General features: G+C 58.6%; 14 protein-coding genes. 9 read left to right on the top strand and 5 right to left on the bottom strand.

Annotated elements, in window-relative coordinates; all coding sequences use genetic code 11:
• The first annotated feature begins 8 nt into the window (after positions 1-8).
• Positions 9-260, top strand: a complete 252-nt coding sequence (gene tusA / locus AOA61_RS06765; protein ID WP_032888777.1) for a sulfurtransferase TusA — start codon at positions 9-11, stop codon at positions 258-260.
• On the opposite strand, the gene AOA61_RS06770 is transcribed toward tusA, so the two are convergent.
• Positions 257-1,651 (bottom strand): MATE family efflux transporter, encoded by a 1,395-nt coding sequence (locus AOA61_RS06770; protein WP_099601400.1) that lies wholly within the window; start codon positions 1,649-1,651, stop codon positions 257-259. The two genes, tusA and AOA61_RS06770, sit on opposite strands and share 4 nt — an antisense overlap.
• Positions 1,652-1,907: 256 nt before the next feature.
• Here AOA61_RS06770 and pdxB point away from each other — a divergent pair, with 256 nt between their 5' ends.
• Entirely contained in the window at positions 1,908-3,050 is a 1,143-nt protein-coding gene (pdxB, locus tag AOA61_RS06775) for a 4-phosphoerythronate dehydrogenase PdxB (RefSeq protein ID WP_099601401.1), read from the top strand.
• A 53-nt stretch (positions 3,051-3,103) separates the two neighbouring features.
• On the opposite strand, the gene AOA61_RS31510 is transcribed toward pdxB, so the two are convergent.
• Entirely contained in the window at positions 3,104-3,277 is a 174-nt protein-coding gene (locus tag AOA61_RS31510; RefSeq protein ID WP_164444761.1) for a PA1571 family protein, read from the bottom strand.
• 243 nt (positions 3,278-3,520) lie between these two features.
• Here AOA61_RS31510 and AOA61_RS06780 point away from each other — a divergent pair, with 243 nt between their 5' ends.
• The gene (locus tag AOA61_RS06780; protein WP_099601402.1) at positions 3,521-5,287 is read left to right on the top strand and encodes an ABC transporter transmembrane domain-containing protein; all 1,767 of its coding nucleotides are present in this window, start codon (positions 3,521-3,523) and stop codon (positions 5,285-5,287) included.
• Between the two features lie 22 nt (positions 5,288-5,309).
• Here AOA61_RS06780 and AOA61_RS06785 read toward each other — a convergent pair whose 3' ends face one another.
• Both AOA61_RS06785 and AOA61_RS06790 read right to left on the bottom strand, forming a co-directional pair.
• Positions 5,310-9,212, bottom strand: coding sequence for a hypothetical protein (locus tag AOA61_RS06785; protein WP_099601403.1), 3,903 nt, complete (start codon positions 9,210-9,212; stop codon positions 5,310-5,312).
• A gap of 209 nt (positions 9,213-9,421) precedes the next feature.
• The gene (locus AOA61_RS06790; protein ID WP_032888785.1) at positions 9,422-11,350 is read right to left on the bottom strand and encodes a transglycosylase SLT domain-containing protein; all 1,929 of its coding nucleotides are present in this window, start codon (positions 11,348-11,350) and stop codon (positions 9,422-9,424) included.
• A 213-nt stretch (positions 11,351-11,563) separates the two neighbouring features.
• Between AOA61_RS06790 and AOA61_RS06795 the strand changes: the two genes are divergently transcribed.
• Entirely contained in the window at positions 11,564-13,483 is a 1,920-nt protein-coding gene (locus AOA61_RS06795; protein ID WP_099601404.1) for an ATP-binding cassette domain-containing protein, read from the top strand.
• Positions 13,484-13,621: 138 nt separating this feature from the next.
• On the opposite strand, the gene AOA61_RS06800 is transcribed toward AOA61_RS06795, so the two are convergent.
• Positions 13,622-14,062: a universal stress protein gene (locus AOA61_RS06800; RefSeq protein ID WP_032888788.1), complete on the bottom strand. Its 441-nt coding sequence runs from the start codon at positions 14,060-14,062 to the stop codon at positions 13,622-13,624.
• A 105-nt stretch (positions 14,063-14,167) separates the two neighbouring features.
• On the opposite strand from AOA61_RS06800, the gene AOA61_RS06805 reads away from it, so the two are divergent.
• From AOA61_RS06805 to topA, 5 genes are all read left to right on the top strand, one after another.
• Positions 14,168-14,605 carry a hypothetical protein gene (locus AOA61_RS06805; protein WP_032888790.1) on the top strand — a complete coding sequence of 146 codons (438 nt, stop codon included), beginning with the start codon at positions 14,168-14,170 and terminating at the stop codon, positions 14,603-14,605.
• Positions 14,606-15,098: 493 nt separating this feature from the next.
• Positions 15,099-17,246: a fatty acid oxidation complex subunit alpha FadB gene (gene fadB / locus AOA61_RS06815; protein WP_032888792.1), complete on the top strand. Its 2,148-nt coding sequence runs from the start codon at positions 15,099-15,101 to the stop codon at positions 17,244-17,246.
• 29 nt (positions 17,247-17,275) lie between these two features.
• Positions 17,276-18,451 (top strand): acetyl-CoA C-acyltransferase FadA, encoded by a 1,176-nt coding sequence (gene fadA, locus AOA61_RS06820; protein ID WP_024074080.1) that lies wholly within the window; start codon positions 17,276-17,278, stop codon positions 18,449-18,451.
• A gap of 97 nt (positions 18,452-18,548) precedes the next feature.
• Complete coding sequence (locus AOA61_RS06825) at positions 18,549-18,785, top strand: DUF1653 domain-containing protein (protein ID WP_010212074.1); 237 nt, start codon at positions 18,549-18,551, stop codon at positions 18,783-18,785.
• A gap of 114 nt (positions 18,786-18,899) precedes the next feature.
• Positions 18,900-21,521: a type I DNA topoisomerase gene (gene topA, locus AOA61_RS06830; RefSeq protein WP_032888794.1), complete on the top strand. Its 2,622-nt coding sequence runs from the start codon at positions 18,900-18,902 to the stop codon at positions 21,519-21,521.
• Positions 21,522-21,587 lie beyond the last annotated feature (66 nt).

Genomic DNA, 21,587 nt, shown 5'->3' on the forward strand with positions numbered 1-21,587 from the left:
AGTAATCAATGAGCGATATTAACGACAGCCCCGTAGACGGCGTTCTCGATGCAACAGGCCTCAACTGCCCGGAACCGGTGATGATGCTGCACCAGCACATCCGCGACCTGCCGGCAGGCGGCTTGCTCAAAGTGATCGCGACCGACCCGTCAACCCGTCGCGATATTCCCAAGTTCTGCGTGTTCCTTGACCACGAATTGGTGGATCAGCAGGAACAGGCCGGCACTTACCTGTACTGGATTCGCAAAAAGGCCGACTAAGCGCGCGCCTTATCCGCCCGGATACGCCGGCGTGCACTGCGCGCCAGGCGTACCAGCAACATCCCCGCCGCACAGCTCAGGCCCACGATCAGCCCTTGCCACAAACCGCTTGGGCCGCTGGGCGCGCCGAGCCAGTCAGTCAGCCCCAGGGCGTAGCCCACCGGCAACCCCACGCCCCAGTAGGCGAACAACGTCAGCACCATGGTCACCCGGGTGTCCTGATAGCCCCGCAATGCGCCAGCGGCAGTGACCTGGATCGAGTCCGAGAACTGAAACAGCGCCGAGAATACGATCAGCGTCGACGCGAGGTGGATCACCACCGGATCCGGGGTGTAGATCGTCGCGATCTGCTCGCGAAACAACAGCATCAGGCTGCACGACAGGCAGGCATATGCCAGCGCGGTGCCCATGCCGACCCCGGCGGCGAAGCGCGCTTCACGTGCTTCGCCACGCCCCAGGGCCTGACCGACGCGCACGGTGACGGCCATGCTCAGGGAGTAGGGGATCATGAACACCAGGGAGCTGACGTTCAGTGCAATCTGATGCCCGGATACTACCGTGGCGCCGAGGCTGCCGAGCAACAGGGCGATCACTGCAAAAATGCTCGACTCGGCAAAGATCGCGACGCCAATCGGCAGACCAATCCCCAATACACGCTTGATCACGGTCCATTGCGGCCAATCGAAGCGCTTGAACAATTCACTGCTCTGATAGGCCGGGCCCCAGCGCGTCCAGACGGCCAGGCCGAGCATCATCACCCACATCGCAATGGCCGTGGCCCAGCCACAGCCCACGCCGCCCATGGCCGGCACGCCAAAGTGGCCGTAAATGAAGATGTAGTTCAGCGGAATATTCAGCGCCAGGCCGACCAGGCCCATGACCATGCTCGGTCGCGTACGGCCCAGGCCATCGCTGAAACAGCGCAGCACGTAATACAGCGCAATCGCTGGCATCCCCGCGGCGATGCCGTGCAGGTAGCCCATGGACGGCACGATCAGGTCAGGCTCGACCTTCATGGCATGCAGGATCGGTTCGGCGCACAGCAGCAGCAATCCTCCGAGGATCCCCACGACCACCGCCAGCCACAAGGCCTGGCGCACCAGCGGTCCGATTTCGCTGAATTTGCCGGCACCGTAGCGCTGAGCGACTTTTGGTGTGGTGGCCAGCAGCGTGCCGCTCATCAGCAAGTACACCGGGATCCAGATCGAGTTGCCCAACCCCACTGCCGCCAGGTCCTGGGGGCTGACACGTCCGGCCATCACCGCGTCGACAAAACTCATGGCGGTGGTAGCCAGTTGGCCGATCATGATTGGCAGAGCGAGCGTCAGCAGGTCGCGCACTTCCCGACTGATACGGGCGGGGCGGGTGAGGGGGGTGGCGGCAGTGTTCACGTGCGGGTGTCCAATAGAAAATAGCGCAAGGACGGCGGATTCTACGCCTTGACGCCATGGTCAGGAAAAAACCTGTGTTAGGGATTTGTAAGCGACCTCCCAGGGCGCCGCATATCCCTGGTGGGACGGGGCTTGCCCACGATTGCAGAGTGTCAGTCACTGGATAGTCGCTGACACACGGCTATTCGGGGGCAAGCCCCCTCCCACATTGCAGATCGCATCCCTGTACACTGCTGATCCGCCAAAGGAGCCTGCCATGCTGATTGTTGCCGACGAAAATATCCCGCTGCTCGATGCCTTCTTCCAAGGATTTGGCGAGATTCGCCGGGTGCCCGGCCGTTCCCTTGATCGCGCCACGGTCGAGCAGGCTGACGTACTGCTGGTGCGCTCGGTGACTAACGTCAATCGCGCCTTGCTGGAGGGCTCAAATGTGCGTTTTGTCGGCACCTGCACCATCGGCACCGATCACTTGGACCTCGACTACTTCAAGCAGACCGGCATCCAATGGTCCAGCGCGCCCGGCTGCAATGCCCGTGGCGTGGTGGACTACGTGCTGGGCAGCCTGCAGACCCTCGCCGAGATCGAAGGCGCCGACCTCAACCAACGCACCTATGGCATTGTCGGCGCCGGTGAAGTGGGCGGGCGGTTGGTCAAGGTGCTCAAAGGCCTGGGCTGGAATGTCCTGGTGTGCGACCCGCCGCGGCAGATCGCCGAAGGGGGCGACTATGTGAGCCTGGCGCAGATCATCGAGCAGTGTGACGTGATCAGCCTGCACACGCCTTTGACCAAGTCCGGCAATGGCTCTACCTGGCATTTATTCGACCGTCAGCGCCTCGAACAACTCAAACCCGGCACTTGGCTGATCAACGCCAGCCGTGGCCCGGTAGTGGACAACGCCGCCCTGCGCGAGGTGCTGCTGGAACGCGAAGACCTGCAAGCGGTGTTGGATGTGTGGGAAGGCGAGCCCGAAGTGGATGTGGACCTGGCCGACCTGTGCGTGCTGGCCACACCGCATATCGCCGGTTATAGCCTGGAAGGCCGTCAGCGCGGCACGGCGCAGATCTACCAGGCGTTTTGCGCGTACCTGGGTCAGGAACCGAGCATTCAGTTGAGTGAGCTGTTGCCTGCGCTGTGGTTGGCTGAAGTGCACTTGAATGCCTCGACCGACCCGGCCTGGGCGCTGGCGACCTTGTGCCGCAGCGTGTACGACCCGCGCCGGGATGATGCGGATTTCCGTCGGAGCCTGGTTGGAACTGTGCAAGAGCAGCGCAAGGCGTTCGACCTGCTGCGCAAGCACTATCCCGAGCGTCGCGAGATTGATGGTTTGAGCGTGCGCATCAATGGGGAGTCGGCGGCGTTGTCGAAGATCGTGTCCGCACTGGGCGCGGTAGCTGTTTAAGCGCCCATAAAAAACCCGGCCATCGAGGCCGGGTCTGAAAGAGCTTGGGCGCTTCAGCCTTGCTGGGCAGGCTTGACCAGTTTTTCTTCCAGTTCGCGGCACGCTTGCTGGATCATTTCTTCGGTGATCTGCACCTCATGGCCTTGGGCGTCGATGACGGAGCAAGGCAACTGCTGGGGTTGGCGGATCACTTTAATCTCGGCATCGCTGCTGTTTTGCAAGGTCATGGCCTGTCTCCTCATCAGGTTGTATACCTACTTTAAAACCCCCGCGTGACCGCGCTGTTACAACTCCCTGCACGACCACCGGTTCGAATACTCAGTCCACCAGAAACGGCGGCCGATTTCCAGCCGGGCATTAGACCGATAGCCTCTAGGGATGAGTATCGGCGGGCATAATTAACCTGACTCATTGTTATTTGCCCAAGTTCCCCCAATGTTGGGTACAGGTTCCTCATCGGTGATGCCCCTATGTTCTCAACCCGTCAACGCCGCGCGATTCGCCTGGCCAGCCGTTTTATCGCGCCATACCGCTGGCAGGCGCTGGGTGCTTTGCTGGCGCTGATCGTTACCGCCGGGATTACCTTGTCCATGGGCCAAGGCATTCGCCTGCTGGTGGACCAGGGCTTCATGACCCAATCGCCACACCTACTCAACCAGTCCATCGGCCTGTTCATGATCCTGGTGCTTGGCTTGGCGGTGGGTACTTTTGCGCGGTTTTACTTGGTCTCCTGGATTGGCGAGCGAGTGGTGGCGGATATTCGTCGGCAGGTGTTCAACCACCTCATCTACCTGCATCCCGGCTTCTATGAGAACAACCGCAGTTCGGAAATCCAGTCGCGGTTGACCACCGACACTACCTTGCTGCAATCGGTGATCGGCTCGTCGCTGTCACTGTTCCTGCGCAATGCCTTGATGGTCATTGGCGGCATCGTGTTGCTGTTCGTCACCAACCCCAAGCTCACCAGCATCGTGGTGGTTGCATTGCCGCTGGTGCTGGCGCCGATCCTGATTTTCGGGCGCCGCGTGCGTAGCCTGTCGCGCCTGAGCCAGGACCGCATTGCCGATGTGGGCAGTTATGTGTCCGAAACCCTTGGCCAGATCAAGACCGTGCAGGCCTATAACCACCAGGTTCAGGACGAGCAGCGCTTTGCCGTGACCGTGGAAGAAGCCTTTGCCACCGCGCGCAAACGCATCGCCCAGCGCGCCTGGCTGATCACGCTGGTGATCATGCTGGTGCTCGGCGCCGTGGGTGTGATGTTGTGGGTCGGCGGCATGGACGTGATCAGTGGGCGCATTTCCGGCGGCGAACTGGCGGCGTTCGTGTTTTACAGCCTGATCGTCGGCAGCGCGGTCGGCACCCTGAGCGAAGTGCTCGGTGAGCTGCAGCGTGCAGCCGGTGCAGCTGAGCGGATTGGTGAGCTGTTGCAGTCGACTAATGAAATCCAGGCTCCGGCAACCGATACCGTGAAATTGCCCGAGCGGGTCAGTGGCCGTATGGAGCTGCAAGATCTGCGCTTTTCCTATCCCTCGCGACCTGACAGCTACGCTATCGACGGGTTGAACCTGACCATCAACCCCGGTGAAACCCTGGCACTCGTCGGACCGTCCGGCGCGGGTAAATCGACGATCTTCGACCTGCTGCTGCGTTTCTACGATCCGCAGCATGGCCGAATCCTGCTCGAAGGCCATCCGCTGACCGACCTCGACCCCCTGGACCTGCGCCGCCACTTTGCCCTGGTGTCCCAGAGCCCGGCGTTGTTTTTCGGCAGCGTCGAAGAGAACATCCGCTACGGCAATCCCTCAGCTACCCGCGAGCAAGTCGAAGCCGCTGCACGCATCGCCCATGCTCACGACTTCATCTTGCAAATGCCCGACGGCTACCAGACCCACCTCGGTGATGGCGGGCTGGGCCTCTCTGGTGGCCAGCGCCAGCGCTTGGCCATCGCCCGCGCGTTGCTGGTGGACGCACCAATCCTGCTGCTGGACGAAGCCACCAGCGCTCTGGATGCGCAAAGTGAACACTTGATCCAGCAGGCACTGCCGCAATTGATGCAGGGCCGTACTACGCTGGTGATTGCCCACCGCCTGGCGACGGTGAAGAACGCCGACCGCATTGCGGTAATGGACCAAGGCAAATTGGTTGCGGTGGGCACGCATCAGCAGCTGATTGCGAGCAACCCGTTGTATGCGCGGTTGGCGGCATTGCAGTTCAATAGTGGTGCGCAAGCGCAATGACCTGCTATGCCTGGCACCAGTGCTAACGGAAGTAGACAGGTTTGTACGAAACCCTAGTGTCCACATAGTGTTTGGGCTCGCCCAGAAGCGCCACGTTCATCTTTATCTTGCTACCGTGAGTCTTGACAACGTGCTGGGTGACTTTCCCTACAAAGGCCTGATACATGTTCATATCTGCCAGCCGCTCGGCGTTTTTAGCAGAGATGCCGGGGCTGATCTCGTTGATCCGCGCAATCAGGTCGTCTCGTGCGGCCGTCAATGACCTAGAGCCGTGTTGCATTGAAACCGAGCCCTCGAACGCCTTCACCGGCCGGTTGATCTCCTTTTGCAGCAAGCTGCCGAAGGCGCGACTACCACCCTCGCCAGAGTAGCAAACCAATAGCCGCACATTGTTAAAGGCGCTGGGGTCGACGCCTTTCGTGTTCAACAAAGCGACCAAGTCTTTGGCCGAGTACGCGGTATTGTCGATAACGATGCTGCTTCCACGGTTCAAAAATCTGTCCAGTCGGCTGCGCTCAAGACCGTGGGCGACAATATTCAGGCGATCAACACCTTTATAGGTATCGACGAACACATGCATTTCATTGGCCACAAGTTTGAGGTCTTTCATCGTGCCTTTCATTTGTATGACGTTGTCATAGGCCAGACTTTTTTCGAAAGACACAGGTGAAGTTGCAGGTGCAGGTTGACTGCCTGTTGCGGCTGAAATTGGCCGATGATTGTCGGGTGAGAAGTTATCCAGTTTCTTCCCGTAAGCTGTGTTTTTATTCACGTCATAGTGCAGCCAGTGACCGGTTTGATTATCCAGTTGGGCAGTTACTCGGCTGGGTTCGAGTGCACCGGGGGCGCGATAAGTGCCTTCCGCTATGTCGGCTCGTTCGGCAAACGCGCGCAGTTGAGCGTGATCCATCGTGCTCTGCGACAGTTGCCGTGCATTAAGAGGTTTCGTGCCTGCGGCCAGCCGGGCACTGCTGGCCGGCGCGCCCGAGGCTTTACCCAGCACGCCGCGACCTATTCGGCTGCTCGCCATGGCCACCCGGGTCGCGCCTCTGGGACCGCCAACGGCACTCGCGCCTCTGCCCAGGGCCGAGCCGGTCAAGTACATCACCCCGTCAAACAACAGATCTCCCAGTGCCGCCAAGGGGTCTCCATTGATCAGGTTTTTAACGGCAGACGCCCTAGGTATTAGCCCTACAATTATGTTGAACAGAGCTTTTTCCTTATCGGCCTCTTCATCGAATGTCGTGATGCTTTTGGTCAGTTCCAGTAGTTGCTCAAAGTTTGATTCCGGGTTGGAGTAATTGACTACCGTATTACTGATATAGGCACTGCGCGCGCTGCTGAACGAGGCAGGGATGGTCACTGGCAATTGCCTGGCCCGTTGTTGTACTGCATCTTGGGAGGCGCTTGGTTTGACTTCATGGATCGCCGTATTTGTCCATTTTGACCCTTGATGGCTGGGCACCTTGACCCAATCTCCTTGGGGGCCTTCCTTAAAGTTTGTCTTCAGACCGTCACGTTTATTTATTTGGCCTTTTTGCGCTGATATTTCATAAAACTCCAGGTTCCCGTCGCGCTCGGTCTGGAAGATCAGTGCCTTTTGCTCCTTTGGCTGGCTGGGTACGTTATCTTCGTCATTAATTGTGAGACCTGGGAGGTTGCTTTCATAACGGCTGACCTGACCCTCTATGAATATACGAATGCTGCCAAACTCAAGATTCTGGCGATCTTCCAGAGGAAGTTTCGCAAGCTGGTTTTTTATCACGCTCGCCTGTGCTTTTTTGGTGCCTTCCGTGTAGTCGACAAAGGCTTGCTTATGCAGGGATTTTGCGTCTGGCAAGTGAGCAAGACGGGCAATCATGCTGGGGGCAATCGTGTTGTTATCGGATACCCAATTAGAAAACGGATTGACTTCGGGTTTTGAAAGATAAAAGTCCAGTAGCGAATATTTTGGCTGCGTGGAGCTAGCAAGGTTTCCGTGGCCTCTGCCGCGGGGGCTATTATCGCGAAAGCATTTAAGTTCGTAGGGAAGCTCCTCGCCGAATTGTTGCTTGAGTTGCTGTAGCGCCACATCGCGTTGGGTCGGCACCTTACTGGCAAGTTGCTCGACGGCTTGTTGCAACGTAGAAGTTTTGTCAGCGAGCGCGCGCTGGACCCGATCAATGTCAGCCTGAGGATAGTTCCCGTCATTGCGGGGCACGAGTTCGCCGTTGATCTTGCCCCACTCAATAAGCGCCGCTCGCGATGTCACTTGCTGAATGGCCTGCCCCTCTTGCGAAATCGGGTCCAGGGCATCTCTGGCACACACTTGCGCAAACGTCATCTGCATCGTGGCACCAGGGCTATAGGCCTCGATCCGCGTCACCGCCGCTTTGAAACTCACCCACGCTGCCGATCCCAACGTAATGCTGGCAGGAACGTTTTTGACCAATAACTCCGGCGCAGTACGCGAAAGCAGCATTTGTGCAGCAATGGGCGCCATGTCCAGCGAGGCTCTGTTCAGTTTTATCAGGTGGTCAATGAACGCCTGCTTGATAGTTGCGAGGGGCTGCCCCATGAAACGTCCGTCGGCCAGATTGAAACCCGCGAGATGATTGAGTTGCGGGCCAAACATGCTTTCTGGGTCCAGAGTGGTAGCGATGGCAGTCAACAGCCAGTCATGGCTGGAGCTGGTCTTCCAGCCATCCCCCATCTTTTGGTGCAAGGCGGCTTCGAGTTCGATGGCTTTTGGTGTGTTGATGATTTTTTCGATGACTTTAAGTGGGTCGCGCAATTCGTTTTGGGAAATGTGCAGGTGGCTTGTGAGATAACCCAAAACTCCCCGTGGGTTTTGGGGCTCCGTTCTTTCCTTCACCAACGCCGGTAGTTGCAGGTTGTAGTGAAAATGACTGTAAACGCTCTTTTGGTCGTGGTCGCCCAGCGGGGCCGGCCACGAGATCGCCCCACCCAGGCTGCCTAGGCGTGGTGCCTGCAACGGTGGGGCATTGAGCGTGCTGATCATGTTCTCCAGTGCTTCAAGCGTGCTGGGCAACCGCCAGTTATTTGCCAGGATAAATTGCTCAAGTGTCACGGTGCGTCCAGGGCCGGTTTCGGGGCCTTGGCCGAATGACGAGTGCGGGTGCACCTCTATCTTTGTGTTCTTTAACCGCTCCTCAATCCCCTCAGTACCATAGCGCACAAGGCCCTTGAGCTTTTCGCAGAGCGCGCGCGTGTCCACCAAGTCGCCAAGGGCGGTCCGCTCTGTATTGAGCTTGCCCGTATTGGCCGGCCCATCCTCGACCTTGTTCGGAACCGCGTTGGCGGCGTTTTTGGTGAATGTCTGGGTCTGCTGCAGCTCTGCTGTCCGTGACGTCGTGAGGGGTACCGATTCACCGTGAAAATTCGCCACCACTTCAAAGGGCGCAGATGTGGAGTCCGATGCGGACAGACGAAGGGGGCTGTTGCCCGCCGCCACGACGTTGGCGGCGCGAAGAATCGGCGCCACAACGACCGGCCAGAGCGGGTTTTCATCCGTTGCCCTGAACACCTCCCGGCGCCCATCAGTCATGGTGAAGGTGATCTCGTCACGCAGACTGATCATTAAGGGTTTGGAAAGATTAATGTGCCTTTGCGTTGCCCATTCGACGAATTGGGGATGCTTGAGCAGCGTATGCAGGTGCGTCCACCACTGGCCGAAGGTCGAACTTGGCGGGATACCCTCAACGCTCTCGATGCCATCGTACGATGGGCCGGTTTTCGCCGATCTGGCTGATACGGCGGCAAACAGCACGGCCAATTCCTGATCGGCCTTGGCTTGCGGCGTTTTGCCGGCATCTTGATCAGGCGTGGGCGGCTTTTCACTCTTGACCTCGAAGAGTGGCGGGGGGGTAATGATGTTGGTCGCGGGCTGAGTGTTTAAGCGGCTACTGATGGACGTGAGTGTCATGTCTGAGTTTCTCTCTAGGCCATTTTGAAGTCAGTCACTCAGAGATAATTTATCGACTGAGCTCGTGGGCTGAGTGAACATCAGACTTTTCGCGTTCCATCATGTTTTTTCTGTATGTGTATTTCCCCGGGCGATCAGAATATTTTCAGCCGTGGAAATGAAAATGCCCGCATCTTTCGATGCGGGCATTTTCAGAGTCGCTTCAGACCTTACTGGTCATCAAAATAGCGCTCATGCCAATCCACAAGAGGCTGTGGTGAGTTGAGTTTTTGCCCGTAGATCACCGAATAAGACAACACGTTCTGCACATACTGGCGGGTTTCGTCGAATGGGATGCTTTCCACCCATACATCGAAACTCAAGTGATCCGCTCCGCGCAGCCACTGGCGCACGCGGCCGGGGCCGGCGTTGTACGCGGCGGAAGCGAGCACGCGGTTGCCGTTGAACTGGCTGTGCACCTGGCTCAGGTAGGCGGCGCCGAGCTGGATGTTTTTGTCCGGGTCCAGGACCTGGGCCGGGGAAGCCAGCGGGATGCTGAATTTGCGCGCGGTTTCCTTGGCGGTGCCGGGCATCAGTTGCATCAGGCCGCTGGCGCCTACGCCGGAGCGGGCGTCGTCCATAAAGGCACTTTCCTGGCGGGTAATGGCGAATACCCAGCTCGAATGCAGGCCCCGCACCTTGGCTTCACGCACCAGGGTGTCGCGGTGGGCCATTGGGAAGCGGATATCCAGATCGTCCCAGTACTGGGCCTGGCTAATGGTGCGGATCGCCGGGAAGTACCACTTCATGTCGTACGCCAGCTTGGCCTGGGCGACCATCTCATCACGGTTGAAATGACGGCTGACGTGGTACCACTCGCGGCGGCCATCCACGATCTGGCCACGGGCGTAGAACTCCAGAGCGCGACGCACGCCGGGTGTGTTACGCACTTTATTGACCAGCGCCTGACTCATCACCAGCGGCTTGTTGTTCAACTGGTACGGAGCCTTGGAGCGGTCGGCGGCGAGGAAACCGTAGAAATCCCGCTCCCGCGAAAGGTTCTTGTAGAGCACCAATGCTTGCGGGTTCTTCGGCTCAGCCAGTTCAAGGCTGCGCGCCTGCCAGTAGCGCCAGCGGTTGGAGGTGGCCAAGTCTTGTGGGAGTTTGCGCGTCAACTGGTAGGCATCTTCCCAGCGCGCCAGGCGCAACAGCAGGCGCAGGCGCCATTCGGAGACGGTGTTGTCGCGCAGTTCCGGGTCGTATTTGGTCATCACCTCAAGGGCGCGTGGGTCGAAACGCTTGGCCAGGGTCAGGCCGATTTCACGGGCGATTGCCACTTTTTCGTCACGGGAGAAGTGCATGCTGCTGGCGTAACCGTCGAGCAGGGCCATGGCTTTGTCCGGGTCCTGGCGCGCCAGGCGGCGCAGGCCCAGGCCTACGGCATCCGACATAGCCTCGGTGGCCGGCTGGAAGCGCGATGGATCGCTTAGCATGTCGGGCTTTTGCGCCACGTCCACCATCAGGCGACCTTGGGCACCGAGGGTTGGCAGGGTTTTTACCAGGCTGTTGGCCAGCGCGTAGTTGCGCGCTTCGGCGGCGAGTTTGGTGCGGTCCCAGATTTTCTGTTCGGTGAGTTGGCCGTCGGCGGCCCACTGGCCAAACGTGGCATCACAGGCGGCGGGTTGGGATTTGCCGGTCATCCACAGCTTTTCGGCGGTCTTGTAGCCTTCGGCCTTCAGGTTGTGGGTGAGTTGGTATTGGCCGTGCAGGCAGTCCAGTTCGACGAAATTGAGTTTGGGGTCGTAGTACTTTTCAAAGGTTTGCCAGTCGCCACGCTCGGACAGCCAGCGCAACCAGCGCAGTTTCATCCAGTTCGCCTGGGGCAGGTCGCCGTTTTTGGCCAGGAACTGCTCGATTTCCTGGTTGCTCGCGGTTTTCAGGCGCGCAGTCAGTTCGTCGTAGGCCAGGTACGGTGTAAGCGGGTAGTCGGCCAGGGCCTGGCTGTATTGCATGTACGGGCCGGTATCGCCCTTGGCCAGAGCGCGCTTGGCTTCATCGTAATATTGACGTTGGGTGGTGAGGTCCACGGCCTGGGCGGATTGAACGGCGGTGGCGGAAAGAAGCAGACAAGATAAAAAGTTGAAAAGGCGACTGCGCATGAGACGTCCGTGCAGAGAAATCACGACTAGCGCCGGCACTGCCGACGCTGATTGCCCCTAGCTTAGCCTTTTGCCAGCGACCGGCGAAAGCTTTGCTGGCCGGTTCGTTCAGGTTTACGGGAAATGTCCTACAGAACGTGTCGGCCTTGAAAATGCTGGCCGCATCCCACCCTCAACTCAGGTAGAATGCGCGCCCAGTTTTTGGAGAAGCGTATGACCCTGCTCAAATTCAGCGATGTGTCCCTTGCTTTCGGCGCTATGCCGTTGTTGGACAAGGTGTCCTGGCAGATCGCCCGTGGTGAGCGGGTGTGCATCATCGGCCGCAACGGCACCGGCAAGTCCAGCATGATGAAGCTGGTAAAAGGCGACCAAAAGCCCGATGACGGCTCTGTTTGGCGCGCCCCTGGCCTCAAGATTGGCGAATTGCCGCAAGAATTGCCGGTGGCCGACGGACGGACAGTGTTCGACGTGGTTGCCGAAGGCCTGGACGGTGTGGGCGAGTTGCTTGCGCAATACCATCACCTCGCGCAGAACTGCGTCACCGAGGAAGACCTGAACAAGCTGATGCACGTTCAGCAGGACCTCGAAGCACGTGATGGCTGGCGCCTGCAGCAACTGGTGGACAGCACCCTGAGCCGCTTGCAACTGCCGGCCGACAAGACCCTCGCCGAGTTGTCCGGCGGCTGGCGTCGCCGCGTGCTGCTGGCCCAGGCCCTGGTGTCCGAGCCGGATCTGTTGCTGCTCGACGAACCAACGAACCACCTGGACATCGGCGCCATCGCCTGGCTTGAAGAAGCCCTCAAGGATTTCCAGGGCGCCGTGCTGTTCATCACGCACGACCGTTCTTTCCTGCAAAACCTGGCCACGCGCATCCTTGAACTGGATCGCGGCGGCTTGATCGACTGGAACGGCGACTACGCCAGCTTCCTGGTGCACAAAGAAGCGACGCTGGCGGCTGAAGAAACTGCCAACGCGCTGTTCGACAAAAAGCTGGCCCAGGAAGAAGTCTGGATCCGCCAGGGCATCAAGGCGCGCCGCACCCGTAACGAAGGCCGCGTGCGCGCCCTCAAAGCCCTGCGTGTTGAACGTAGCGAGCGTCGTGAGCGCACCGGCAAGGCCAATATCCAGCTCGATACCGCCGACAAGTCGGGTAAACAAGTGATGGTGCTGGAAAACGTCAGCTTCCATCACCCGGACGGTCCGTTCCTGATCAAGGACTTCTCCATGGTCCTGCAGCGTGGCGACCGTATTGGTCTGCTGGGCGCCAACGGTACCGGCAAGACTACCTTGCTCAAGCTGATGCTCAATGGTCTGAAGCCGACCAGCGGCACCGTGGAGGAGGGCACACGCATCGACGTGGCTTACTTCGACCAGTTACGCCATCAGTTGGACCTGGAAAAAACCGTGATCGACAACGTGGCTGAAGGCCGCGACTTTATCGACATCGACGGCCAGAGCCGCCACGTGCTGAGCTATCTGGGCGACTTCCTGTTCAGCCCGCAGCGCGCACGGACGCCGGTCAAGGCCTTGTCCGGTGGTGAGCGCGCACGCTTGCTGTTGGCCAAACTGTTCAGCAAACCTGCCAACCTGCTGGTGCTCGACGAACCGACCAACGACCTCGACGTAGAAACCCTTGAACTGCTGGAAGAGGTCTTATTGACTTTCAACGGCACTGTGCTGATGGTCAGCCACGACCGGGCATTCCTCGATAACGTGGTCACCAGCACCCTGGTCTTCGAAGGTGAAGGCAAGGTGCGCGAATACGTCGGTGGCTATCAGGACTGGCTGCGCCAGGGCGGTTCACCGCGCCTGTTGGGCGTGACCGAGAGTAAGTCCGGCAAGGCCGACTTGAACTCGGCGGTGGTCAAGCCTGTTGCCACTGCTGCCCCTGCACCCGAGGCTGCGCCGACGGCCAAGAAAAAGCTCAGCTACAAGCTGCAGCGCGAGCTGGAAGCCTTGCCGGGTGATATCGACGCCAAGGAACAGCAGATTGCTGCGGTAGAAGCCGACATGGCTGATGCGGGTTTTTATCTGCGTCCGGCGGCGGAAACTGCCAAGGTCATCGCTTCTCTGGAGAAGTTGAACCAGGAGCTGGAAGTGCTGATGGAGCGTTGGGCAGAGTTAGATGCCTGAGTGACTTTAGGTCAGTAAAAAAGTGGCTCAAATGTGGGAGGGGGCTTGCCCCCGATAGCGGTGTCTCAGTCAGTGGTGTTTCTACTGAGAGGCTGCTATCGGGGGCAAGCCCCCTCCCGCATTGCATCTTCATCGGCGTTACGAGCTTTTTACCAACTTAACGGCCAACACATCGCACGGCGCTCCGTGCAGTACATCATTGGCGGTGGAGCCCAGCAGCAATGCCAAGCCGTGACGGCCATGGCTGCCCACCACGATCAGATCGCAGTTCTGTTCCTTGGCCAGGTGGTGGATCTCCTGGCGCGGTTGGCCGTAAGTAAGGTGGGAGTTTTCCTTGGTCAGTTCCGGGTATTTGATGATCAACCGGTCCAGGCGTTCTTTGGCCTGATCGAACTGTTGTTGTTGCAGTTGGGAAAGGTCCATCGGCACATCGCCGCCAAACGCCATGGCCATGGGCTCGACGATGTGTACCAGTGACAGCTTGGCGCCGTTGGCGATTGCTGAAGCCTGCGCGCGCTTGATCACTGGATCGCACTCTTCGGTCAGGTCGACGGCGACCAGAATATGTGTGTAGGACATGGGGCGTTCCTCCAGGGGACTGCAATAAGTTCAGTATGGCTGCTTTCAAGCGGATGGGGTTGCGTCAGGTCAAATCCGCTCATCTAGAAATTCGGGGGTACTCATATGACGGTCTGGATAGTGGTGTCAATCCTTGTGGTGGTTCTGAGCCCTCTGGCATGGCTACGCCCTTCGCGCCACCAGAGTGGGCGAATGGCCCTGCGCATGGAGGCGCGCCGCATCGGCCTGGCCATGCAATTGGCACCTCAGGAGTGGCCGCACTGGCTCAAGCAAGAGCCGCCGAGCCCCTGTGCGCAATACTGCCGGCCACGACGCGGCAGCACGCCGGCAACCTGGAGTTATTGGCAGTTGGAGCCGGGTGTGTGGGTTAATCAATGGCGTGAAGTCTGCGACGATGAGAAGTTGTTGCCGCATTTTGCAACGCTGCCGGCCAACGTCTACAAGGTCGAGGCCGATAAGCAGATGATTGCCCTGTATTGGGGCGAGAAGGGCGAAGCGAGTGATTTGCTCGCCATTGATGCGCTGCTCAAAGCGCTGGCCTGAAGCGTCTACTGAATTTCAGGCAATAAAAAGCCCGACATCATCATCGGGCTGGAGTTGGCCAGGCAGGCCGGTAATCTGTGCTTGCTGCGTCGGATGTTCATCCGTGCGCGTTATGGTTGCGGCTAGCCTAGCCGGATATCCCGTTCTGTACAGTCTTTTCCCACATCCTTCCTATAATTGATTTCGTGAATATTTGAATATTGGCGAAGCGTGCGCCTATGGTTTGAGTTCTGAAATGACTGGAAAGTCGCGTTTTTCCTAGCCTTTCGAGCGATTGACAATTGCCTGGAATTGGATGAAGGTGGCGTACCCAAATCAAACGGGCGTATGAATTGAGCGTTTGTCTGTCAGACCGCGCGCACATACATCCCGACTATCGCATTGGCGGGTGTGCCTGGCGGATTGGAGTGAGCATTGACCTAAAGGCCAGTGTCCAACCAGAGGCCAGCGTCCAATGTGTACTGTTCAGCTTCCATATCGTGGAGATCAGTTGATGATTTACGAAGGTAAAGCCATCACGGTTAAGGCTCTTGAAAGTGGCATCGTCGAATTGAAATTCGACCTCAAGGGTGAGTCCGTCAACAAGTTCAACCGTCTAACCCTGAATGAACTGCGTCAGGCCGTAGACACCATCAAAGCAGATGCTTCGGTAAAGGGCGTGATCGTCTCCAGCGGCAAGGACGTGTTTATCGTCGGCGCTGACATCACCGAATTCGTCGACAACTTCAAGCTGCCCGATGCCGAGCTGGTGGCTGGCAACCTCGAAGCCAACAAGATTTTCAGCGATTTCGAAGACCTCAACGTACCGACCGTTGCCGCGATCAATGGCATCGCGCTGGGCGGTGGCTTCGAAATGTGCCTGGCCGCAGACTTCCGCGTCATGTCGGCCACCGCCAAAATCGGCCTGCCTGAAGTCAAACTGGGCATCTACCCAGGTTTCGGCGGCACGGTGCGCCTGCCGCGCCTGATCGGGGCCGACAACGCCATCGAGTGGATCGCCGCCGGTAAGGAAAACCGTGCTGAAGACGCGCTGAAAGTCGGTGCCGTCGACGCCGTGGTTGCTCCGGACAAACTGGCCGAAGCCGCACTGAACCTGATCAAGGGCGCCATCAGCGGCGAATTCGATTACAAGGCCAAGCGTCAGCCGAAGCTGGAAAAACTCAAGCTCAACGCCATCGAACAAATGATGTCGTTCGAAACCGCCAAAGGTTTCGTCGCTGGCCAGGCCGGTCCGAACTACCCGGCGCCGGTTGAAGCGATCAAAACCATCCAGAAAGCTGCGAGCTTCGGTCGCGATAAAGCCCTGGAAGTGGAAGCGGCAGGCTTCGTCAAACTGGCGAAAACCTCGGCTGCCCAAAGCCTGATTGGCCTGTTCCTGAACGATCAGGAGCTGAAGAAAAAGGCCAAGGCCTACGACGAAATCGCCAAGGACGTGAAACAGGCTGCCGTACTCGGCGCCGGTATCATGGGCGGCGGTATTGCCTATCAGTCGGCGTCCAAAGGCACGCCGATCCTGATGAAAGACATCAACGAGCACGGTATCGAGCAAGGTCTGGCCGAAGCCGCCAAGCTGCTCGTGGGGCGCGTTGATAAAGGTCGCATGACCGCAGCGAAAATGGCTGAAGTACTTAACGGTATTCGTCCTACGCTGTCCTACGGCGATTTCGGCCATGTCGACCTGGTGGTCGAAGCCGTTGTCGAGAACCCGAAGGTCAAGCAGGCGGTACTGGCTGAAGTTGAAGGCCACGTCAAAGACGACACCATCTTGGCCTCGAACACCTCGACCATTTCCATCTCGCTGCTGGCCAAGGCCCTCAAGCGTCCGGAAAACTTCGTCGGCATGCACTTCTTCAACCCGGTGCACATGATGCCGTTGGTGGAAGTGATCCGTGGCGAGAAGTCCAGCGAGCTGGCGATTGCCACCACCGTTGCCTACGCCAAGAAAATGGGCAAGAACCCGATCGTAGTTAACGATTGCCCAGGCTTCCTGGTCAACCGCGTGCTGTTCCCGTACTTCGGTGGTTTCGCCAAGCTGGTGAGCGCCGGTGTTGACTTCGTGCGCATCGACAAAGTCATGGAAAAATTCGGCTGGCCGATGGGCCCGGCGTACCTGATGGACGTGGTCGGCATCGACACCGGCCACCACGGTCGTGACGTGATGGCTGAAGGCTTCCCGGACCGCATGAAAGACGACCGCCGCTCCGCTGTCGATGCTCTCTATGAAGCCAAGCGCCTGGGCCAGAAGAACGGCAAGGGCTTCTACGCCTACGAGACCGACAAGAAGGGCAAGCAGAAAAAAGTCGCCGATCCATCGGTTCACGAAGTGCTCGCACCTGTCATCTACGAACAGCGTGAGGTGTCCGATGAGGACATCATCAACTGGATGATGATTGCCCTGTGCCTGGAAACCGTTCGCTGCCTGGAAGACGGTATCGTTGAAACCGCTGCCGAAGCCGATATGGGCTTGGTGTACGGTATTGGTTTCCCTCCATTCCGTGGCGGTGCGCTGCGTTACATCGACTCGATCGGTGTGGCCGAATTCGTTGCCCTGGCTGATCAATACGCTGATCTGGGCCCGCTGTACCACCCGACCGCGAAGCTGCGTGAAATGGCCAAAAATGGCCAGAGCTTCTTCGGTTAAGCGCCCAGACGACTAGAGCGAGAATATTTATGAGCTTGAATCCAAGAGACGTGGTGATTGTCGACTTCGGTCGCACACCGATGGGCCGCTCCAAGGGCGGCATGCACCGCAACACCCGCGCTGAAGACATGTCCGCGCACCTGATCAGCAAATTGCTGGAACGCAACGTCAAGGTCGACCCGAACGAAGTCGAAGACGTAATCTGGGGCTGCGTCAACCAGACCCTGGAGCAGGGCTGGAACATCGCGCGCATGGCGTCGCTGATGACTCAGATCCCGCACACAGCTGCTGGCCAGACCGTGAGCCGCTTGTGCGGTTCGTCCATGAGCGCGCTGCACACCGCCGCCCAGGCGATTATGACTGGCAACGGAGATGTGTTTGTAGTCGGTGGCGTGGAGCACATGGGCCACGTCAGCATGATGCACGGCGTCGATCCAAACCCGCACATGTCGCTCTACGCGGCGAAAGCCTCTGGCATGATGGGCTTGACTGCAGAAATGCTCGGCAAGATGCATGGCATTACCCGCGAAGCCCAGGACGCGTTCGGCTTGCGCTCCCACCAACTCGCCCACAAGGCGACCGTGGAAGGCAAGTTCAAGGATGAAATCATCCCGATGAACGGTTACGACGAGAACGGCTTCTTGAAACTGTTCGACTACGACGAAACCATTCGTCCGGACACCACCCTGGAAAGCTTGGCGGCCCTGAAGCCGGCATTCAATCCAAAGGGCGGCACCGTGACAGCGGGTACTTCGTCGCAAATCACCGACGGTGCTTCGTGCATGATCGTGATGTCGGCGCAGCGTGCCCAGGACCTGGGCATCCAGCCGCTGGCAGTGATCCGTTCGATGGCAGTGGCGGGTGTGGACCCGGCAATCATGGGCTATGGTCCTGTACCGGCCACACAAAAAGCGTTGAAGCGCGCGGGCCTGACTATCTCCGATATCGATTTCTTCGAGCTCAACGAAGCTTTCGCCGCACAGGCCCTGCCGGTGCTGAAAGATTTGAAAGTACTCGACAAGATGAACGAGAAGGTTAACCTGCACGGCGGTGCGATTGCCCTGGGCCACCCATTCGGTTGTTCCGGTGCGCGTATTTCCGGCACTTTGCTTAACGTGATGAAGCAAAATGGCGGTAACCTTGGGGTTGCAACCATGTGCATTGGTCTCGGCCAAGGCATTTCCACCGTCTTCGAACGCGTCTAAGCGTTGAGTTGACGGAAGCCGGGGCCAAGTGCCCCGGTTTTTGTTTTTTGGAATTTTTAATATTTTTTTTCAACAAATTTTGTAAGGGGGCCAGAGCATGAAAGTCGAACCAGGGCTCTACCAACATTATAAAGGTCCGCAGTACCGCGTTTTCAGCGTGGCACGGCATTCCGAGACCGAAGAAGAAGTGGTGTTCTACCAAGCACTGTATGGCGATTACGGCTTTTGGGTGCGTCCCTTGAGCATGTTCCTGGAGACCGTCGAAGTTGACGGCGAGCAGGTCCCGCGCTTTGCTTTGGTCCAGGCCGAACCCAGTCTTTTTTCAGGGCAATAACGGCAGGCGGCGCAGAATGCTGCGCTTGACCTCACCTTGTTGCCACTATATATAGCGTTGCCGCGTCAGGCGCCAACCGCCTTTCACTTCTCGAATTCAGGAATTTTCCGATCCATGGGCAAATCGCTGGTCATTGTGGAATCCCCGGCTAAGGCCAAGACCATCAACAAGTACTTGGGTAACGAGTACGTGGTGAAGTCGAGTATCGGCCATATCCGAGACCTGCCCACCAGCGGTTCGGCTAGCGCCAGCAAGGAGCCTGCCGCCAAGCGCGGCAAGGCGGCTGCGGGCGAAGGTCCGGTGCTCACGCCTAAAGAGAAAGCGCGCAAGCAGCTGGTCTCGCGCATGGGTGTGGACCCGGATCATGGCTGGAAGGCCAAGTACGAAATCCTTCCGGGCAAGGAAAAGGTCATCGAAGAGCTGCGCCGGCTCGCCAAAGATGCCGACACCATCTATCTCGCGACGGACTTGGACCGCGAAGGGGAAGCCATTGCCTGGCACCTGCGGGAAGCCATTGGCGGTGACGACAGCCGCTACAAGCGTGTGGTGTTCAACGAAATCACCAAGAAAGCCATTCAGGAAGCCTTCTCCAAGCCGGGCGAGCTCGATATCGACCGTGTCAACGCGCAGCAGGCCCGTCGGTTCCTCGACCGCGTCGTGGGTTACATGGTCTCGCCGCTGCTATGGGCCAAGATCGCCCGTGGCCTGTCCGCCGGTCGTGTGCAATCGGTAGCGGTCAAGCTGGTGGTAGAGCGTGAGCGTGAGATCCGTGCGTTCAACCCTGAAGAGTATTGGGAAGTCCACGCCGACCTGGGCACTGCCAAGGGCAACAACGTGCGCTTTGAAGTGGCCCGCGAGAAAGGTGAAGCCTTCAAGCCGCTGAACGAAGCTCAGGCCATGGCCGCGCTGGAAAAGCTCAAGGCCTCCAGCTACAGCATCGTCAAGCGCGAAGACAAGCCGACCAGCAGCAAACCGTCGGCACCGTTCATCACCTCCACCCTGCAACAGGCCGCGAGCAACCGCCTGGGCTTCGGCGTGAAGAAAACCATGATGATGGCCCAGCGTCTGTACGAAGCCGGCTACATCACTTATATGCGTACTGACTCCACCAACCTGTCGCAAGACGCGGTGGCAATGGCGCGTACCTATATTGAAAGCGAGTTCGGCAATAAGTACCTGCCGGAGAAGCCGAACGTCTACAGCAGCAAAGAAGGCGCCCAGGAGGCTCACGAAGCGATTCGTCCTTCCGATGCCAACACCGAGCCAAGCAAGCTGAGTGGCATGGAGCGCGACGCTGAGCGCCTCTACGAGCTGATCTGGCGCCAGTTCCTGGCTTGCCAGATGCTGCCGGCGCAATATCTGTCGACAACCGTCAGCGTGGGTGCTGGCGACTTCGAACTACGTGCCAAGGGCCGTATCCTCAAGTTTGATGGCTACACCCGCGTGATGCCGCAAATCGCCAAGCCTGGTGACGACGATGTACTGCCGGACATGGCCCAGGGCGATACGTTGAAGCTGATCAAGCTCGACCCGTCCCAACACTTCACCAAGCCACCGGCGCGTTACTCGGAAGCCAGCCTGGTCAAGGAAATGGAAAAGCGCGGTATCGGTCGTCCATCGACCTACGCGGCGATCATCTCCACCATTCAGGACCGTGGTTATGTAGCGCTGCACAACCGTCGGTTCTATTCGGAAAAGATGGGCGACATCGTTACAGAGCGTCTGTCCGAGAGCTTCTCCAACCTGATGGATTACGGCTTTACCGCCGGCATGGAAGAGAACCTCGATGACGTGGCCCAAGGTGAGCGCGACTGGAAAAATGTACTCGACGAGTTCTACGGCGACTTCAAGAAGAAACTCGAAGTAGCTGAGAGCCCTGAGAGCGGCATGCGTGCCAACCAGCCGGTTATGACCGATATCCCGTGTCAGACGTGCGGCCGCCCGATGCAGATTCGTACGGCATCCACCGGCGTGTTCCTTGGTTGCTCGGGCTACAGCTTGCCGCCGAAAGAACGCTGCAAGGCCACGGTCAATCTGGTGCCGGGTGATGAAATCGCCGCCGATGACGAAGGTGAGTCCGAGTCGCTGGTCTTGCGTGGCAAGCACCGCTGCCCGATCTGCAGCACGGCTATGGACGCCTATCTGCTTGACGAGAAGCACAAGCTGCACATCTGCGGTAACAACCCGGATTGCAACGGCTACGAGATTGAAGAGGGCACCTACCGCATCAAGGGCTACGAAGGGCCGAGCCTGGAATGCGATAAGTGCGGCAGCGAGATGCAGCTCAAGACCGGTCGTTTCGGCAAGTTCTTCGGTTGCACCAATCCGACCTGCAAGAACACTCGCAAACTGCTGAAAAGCGGTGATGCGGCGCCGCCGAAGATGGATCCGGTGAAGATGCCGGAGCTCAAGTGCGAGAAGGTCAACGATACCTACATCCTGCGTGATGGCGCTTCGGGGTTGTTCCTGGCGGCAAGCCAGTTCCCGAAAAACCGCGAGACCCGCGCGCCGTTGGTGCTGGAAATCGTTCCGCACAAGGACGAGATCGATCCGAAGTACCACTTCCTGTGTGAAGCGCCGAAGAAGGACCCGGATGGTCGTCCAGCCGTGATCCGCTATAGCCGCAAGACCAAGGAGCAGTACGTACAGACCGAAGTAGACGGCAAGCCTACCGGCTGGAAAGCGTTCTACGACGGCGGCAAGTGGAAGGTCGAAGACAAGCGCCAAGGCGCTTGATCGACTAATTTGCGATAGACAAAGGCCGCCTGTATGGGCGGCCTTTTTTTGCGCTTGCAGCGGGCT

It is taken from the genome of Pseudomonas sp. 2995-1 (assembly GCF_002742505.1).
GTDB lineage: Bacteria > Pseudomonadota > Gammaproteobacteria > Pseudomonadales > Pseudomonadaceae > Aquipseudomonas > Aquipseudomonas sivasensis.

Excerpts from the sequence above, each read along its gene's own strand:
- AOA61_RS06805 (WP_032888790.1), top strand. The coding sequence starts at position 14,168 with ATGACGGTCTGGATAGTGGTGTCAATCCTTGTGGTGGTTCTGAGCCCT.
- AOA61_RS06780 (WP_099601402.1), top strand. The coding sequence starts at position 3,521 with ATGTTCTCAACCCGTCAACGCCGCGCGATTCGCCTGGCCAGCCGTTTT.
- tusA (WP_032888777.1), top strand. The coding sequence starts at position 9 with ATGAGCGATATTAACGACAGCCCCGTAGACGGCGTTCTCGATGCAACA.
- fadB (WP_032888792.1), top strand. The coding sequence starts at position 15,099 with ATGATTTACGAAGGTAAAGCCATCACGGTTAAGGCTCTTGAAAGTGGC.
- topA (WP_032888794.1), top strand. The coding sequence starts at position 18,900 with ATGGGCAAATCGCTGGTCATTGTGGAATCCCCGGCTAAGGCCAAGACC.
- AOA61_RS31510 (WP_164444761.1), bottom strand. The coding sequence starts at position 3,277 with ATGACCTTGCAAAACAGCAGCGATGCCGAGATTAAAGTGATCCGCCAA.
- AOA61_RS06800 (WP_032888788.1), bottom strand. The coding sequence starts at position 14,062 with ATGTCCTACACACATATTCTGGTCGCCGTCGACCTGACCGAAGAGTGC.
- AOA61_RS06825 (WP_010212074.1), top strand. The coding sequence starts at position 18,549 with ATGAAAGTCGAACCAGGGCTCTACCAACATTATAAAGGTCCGCAGTAC.
- AOA61_RS06785 (WP_099601403.1), bottom strand. The coding sequence starts at position 9,212 with ATGACACTCACGTCCATCAGTAGCCGCTTAAACACTCAGCCCGCGACC.
- pdxB (WP_099601401.1), top strand. The coding sequence starts at position 1,908 with ATGCTGATTGTTGCCGACGAAAATATCCCGCTGCTCGATGCCTTCTTC.
- AOA61_RS06790 (WP_032888785.1), bottom strand. The coding sequence starts at position 11,350 with ATGCGCAGTCGCCTTTTCAACTTTTTATCTTGTCTGCTTCTTTCCGCC.
- fadA (WP_024074080.1), top strand. The coding sequence starts at position 17,276 with ATGAGCTTGAATCCAAGAGACGTGGTGATTGTCGACTTCGGTCGCACA.
- AOA61_RS06795 (WP_099601404.1), top strand. The coding sequence starts at position 11,564 with ATGACCCTGCTCAAATTCAGCGATGTGTCCCTTGCTTTCGGCGCTATG.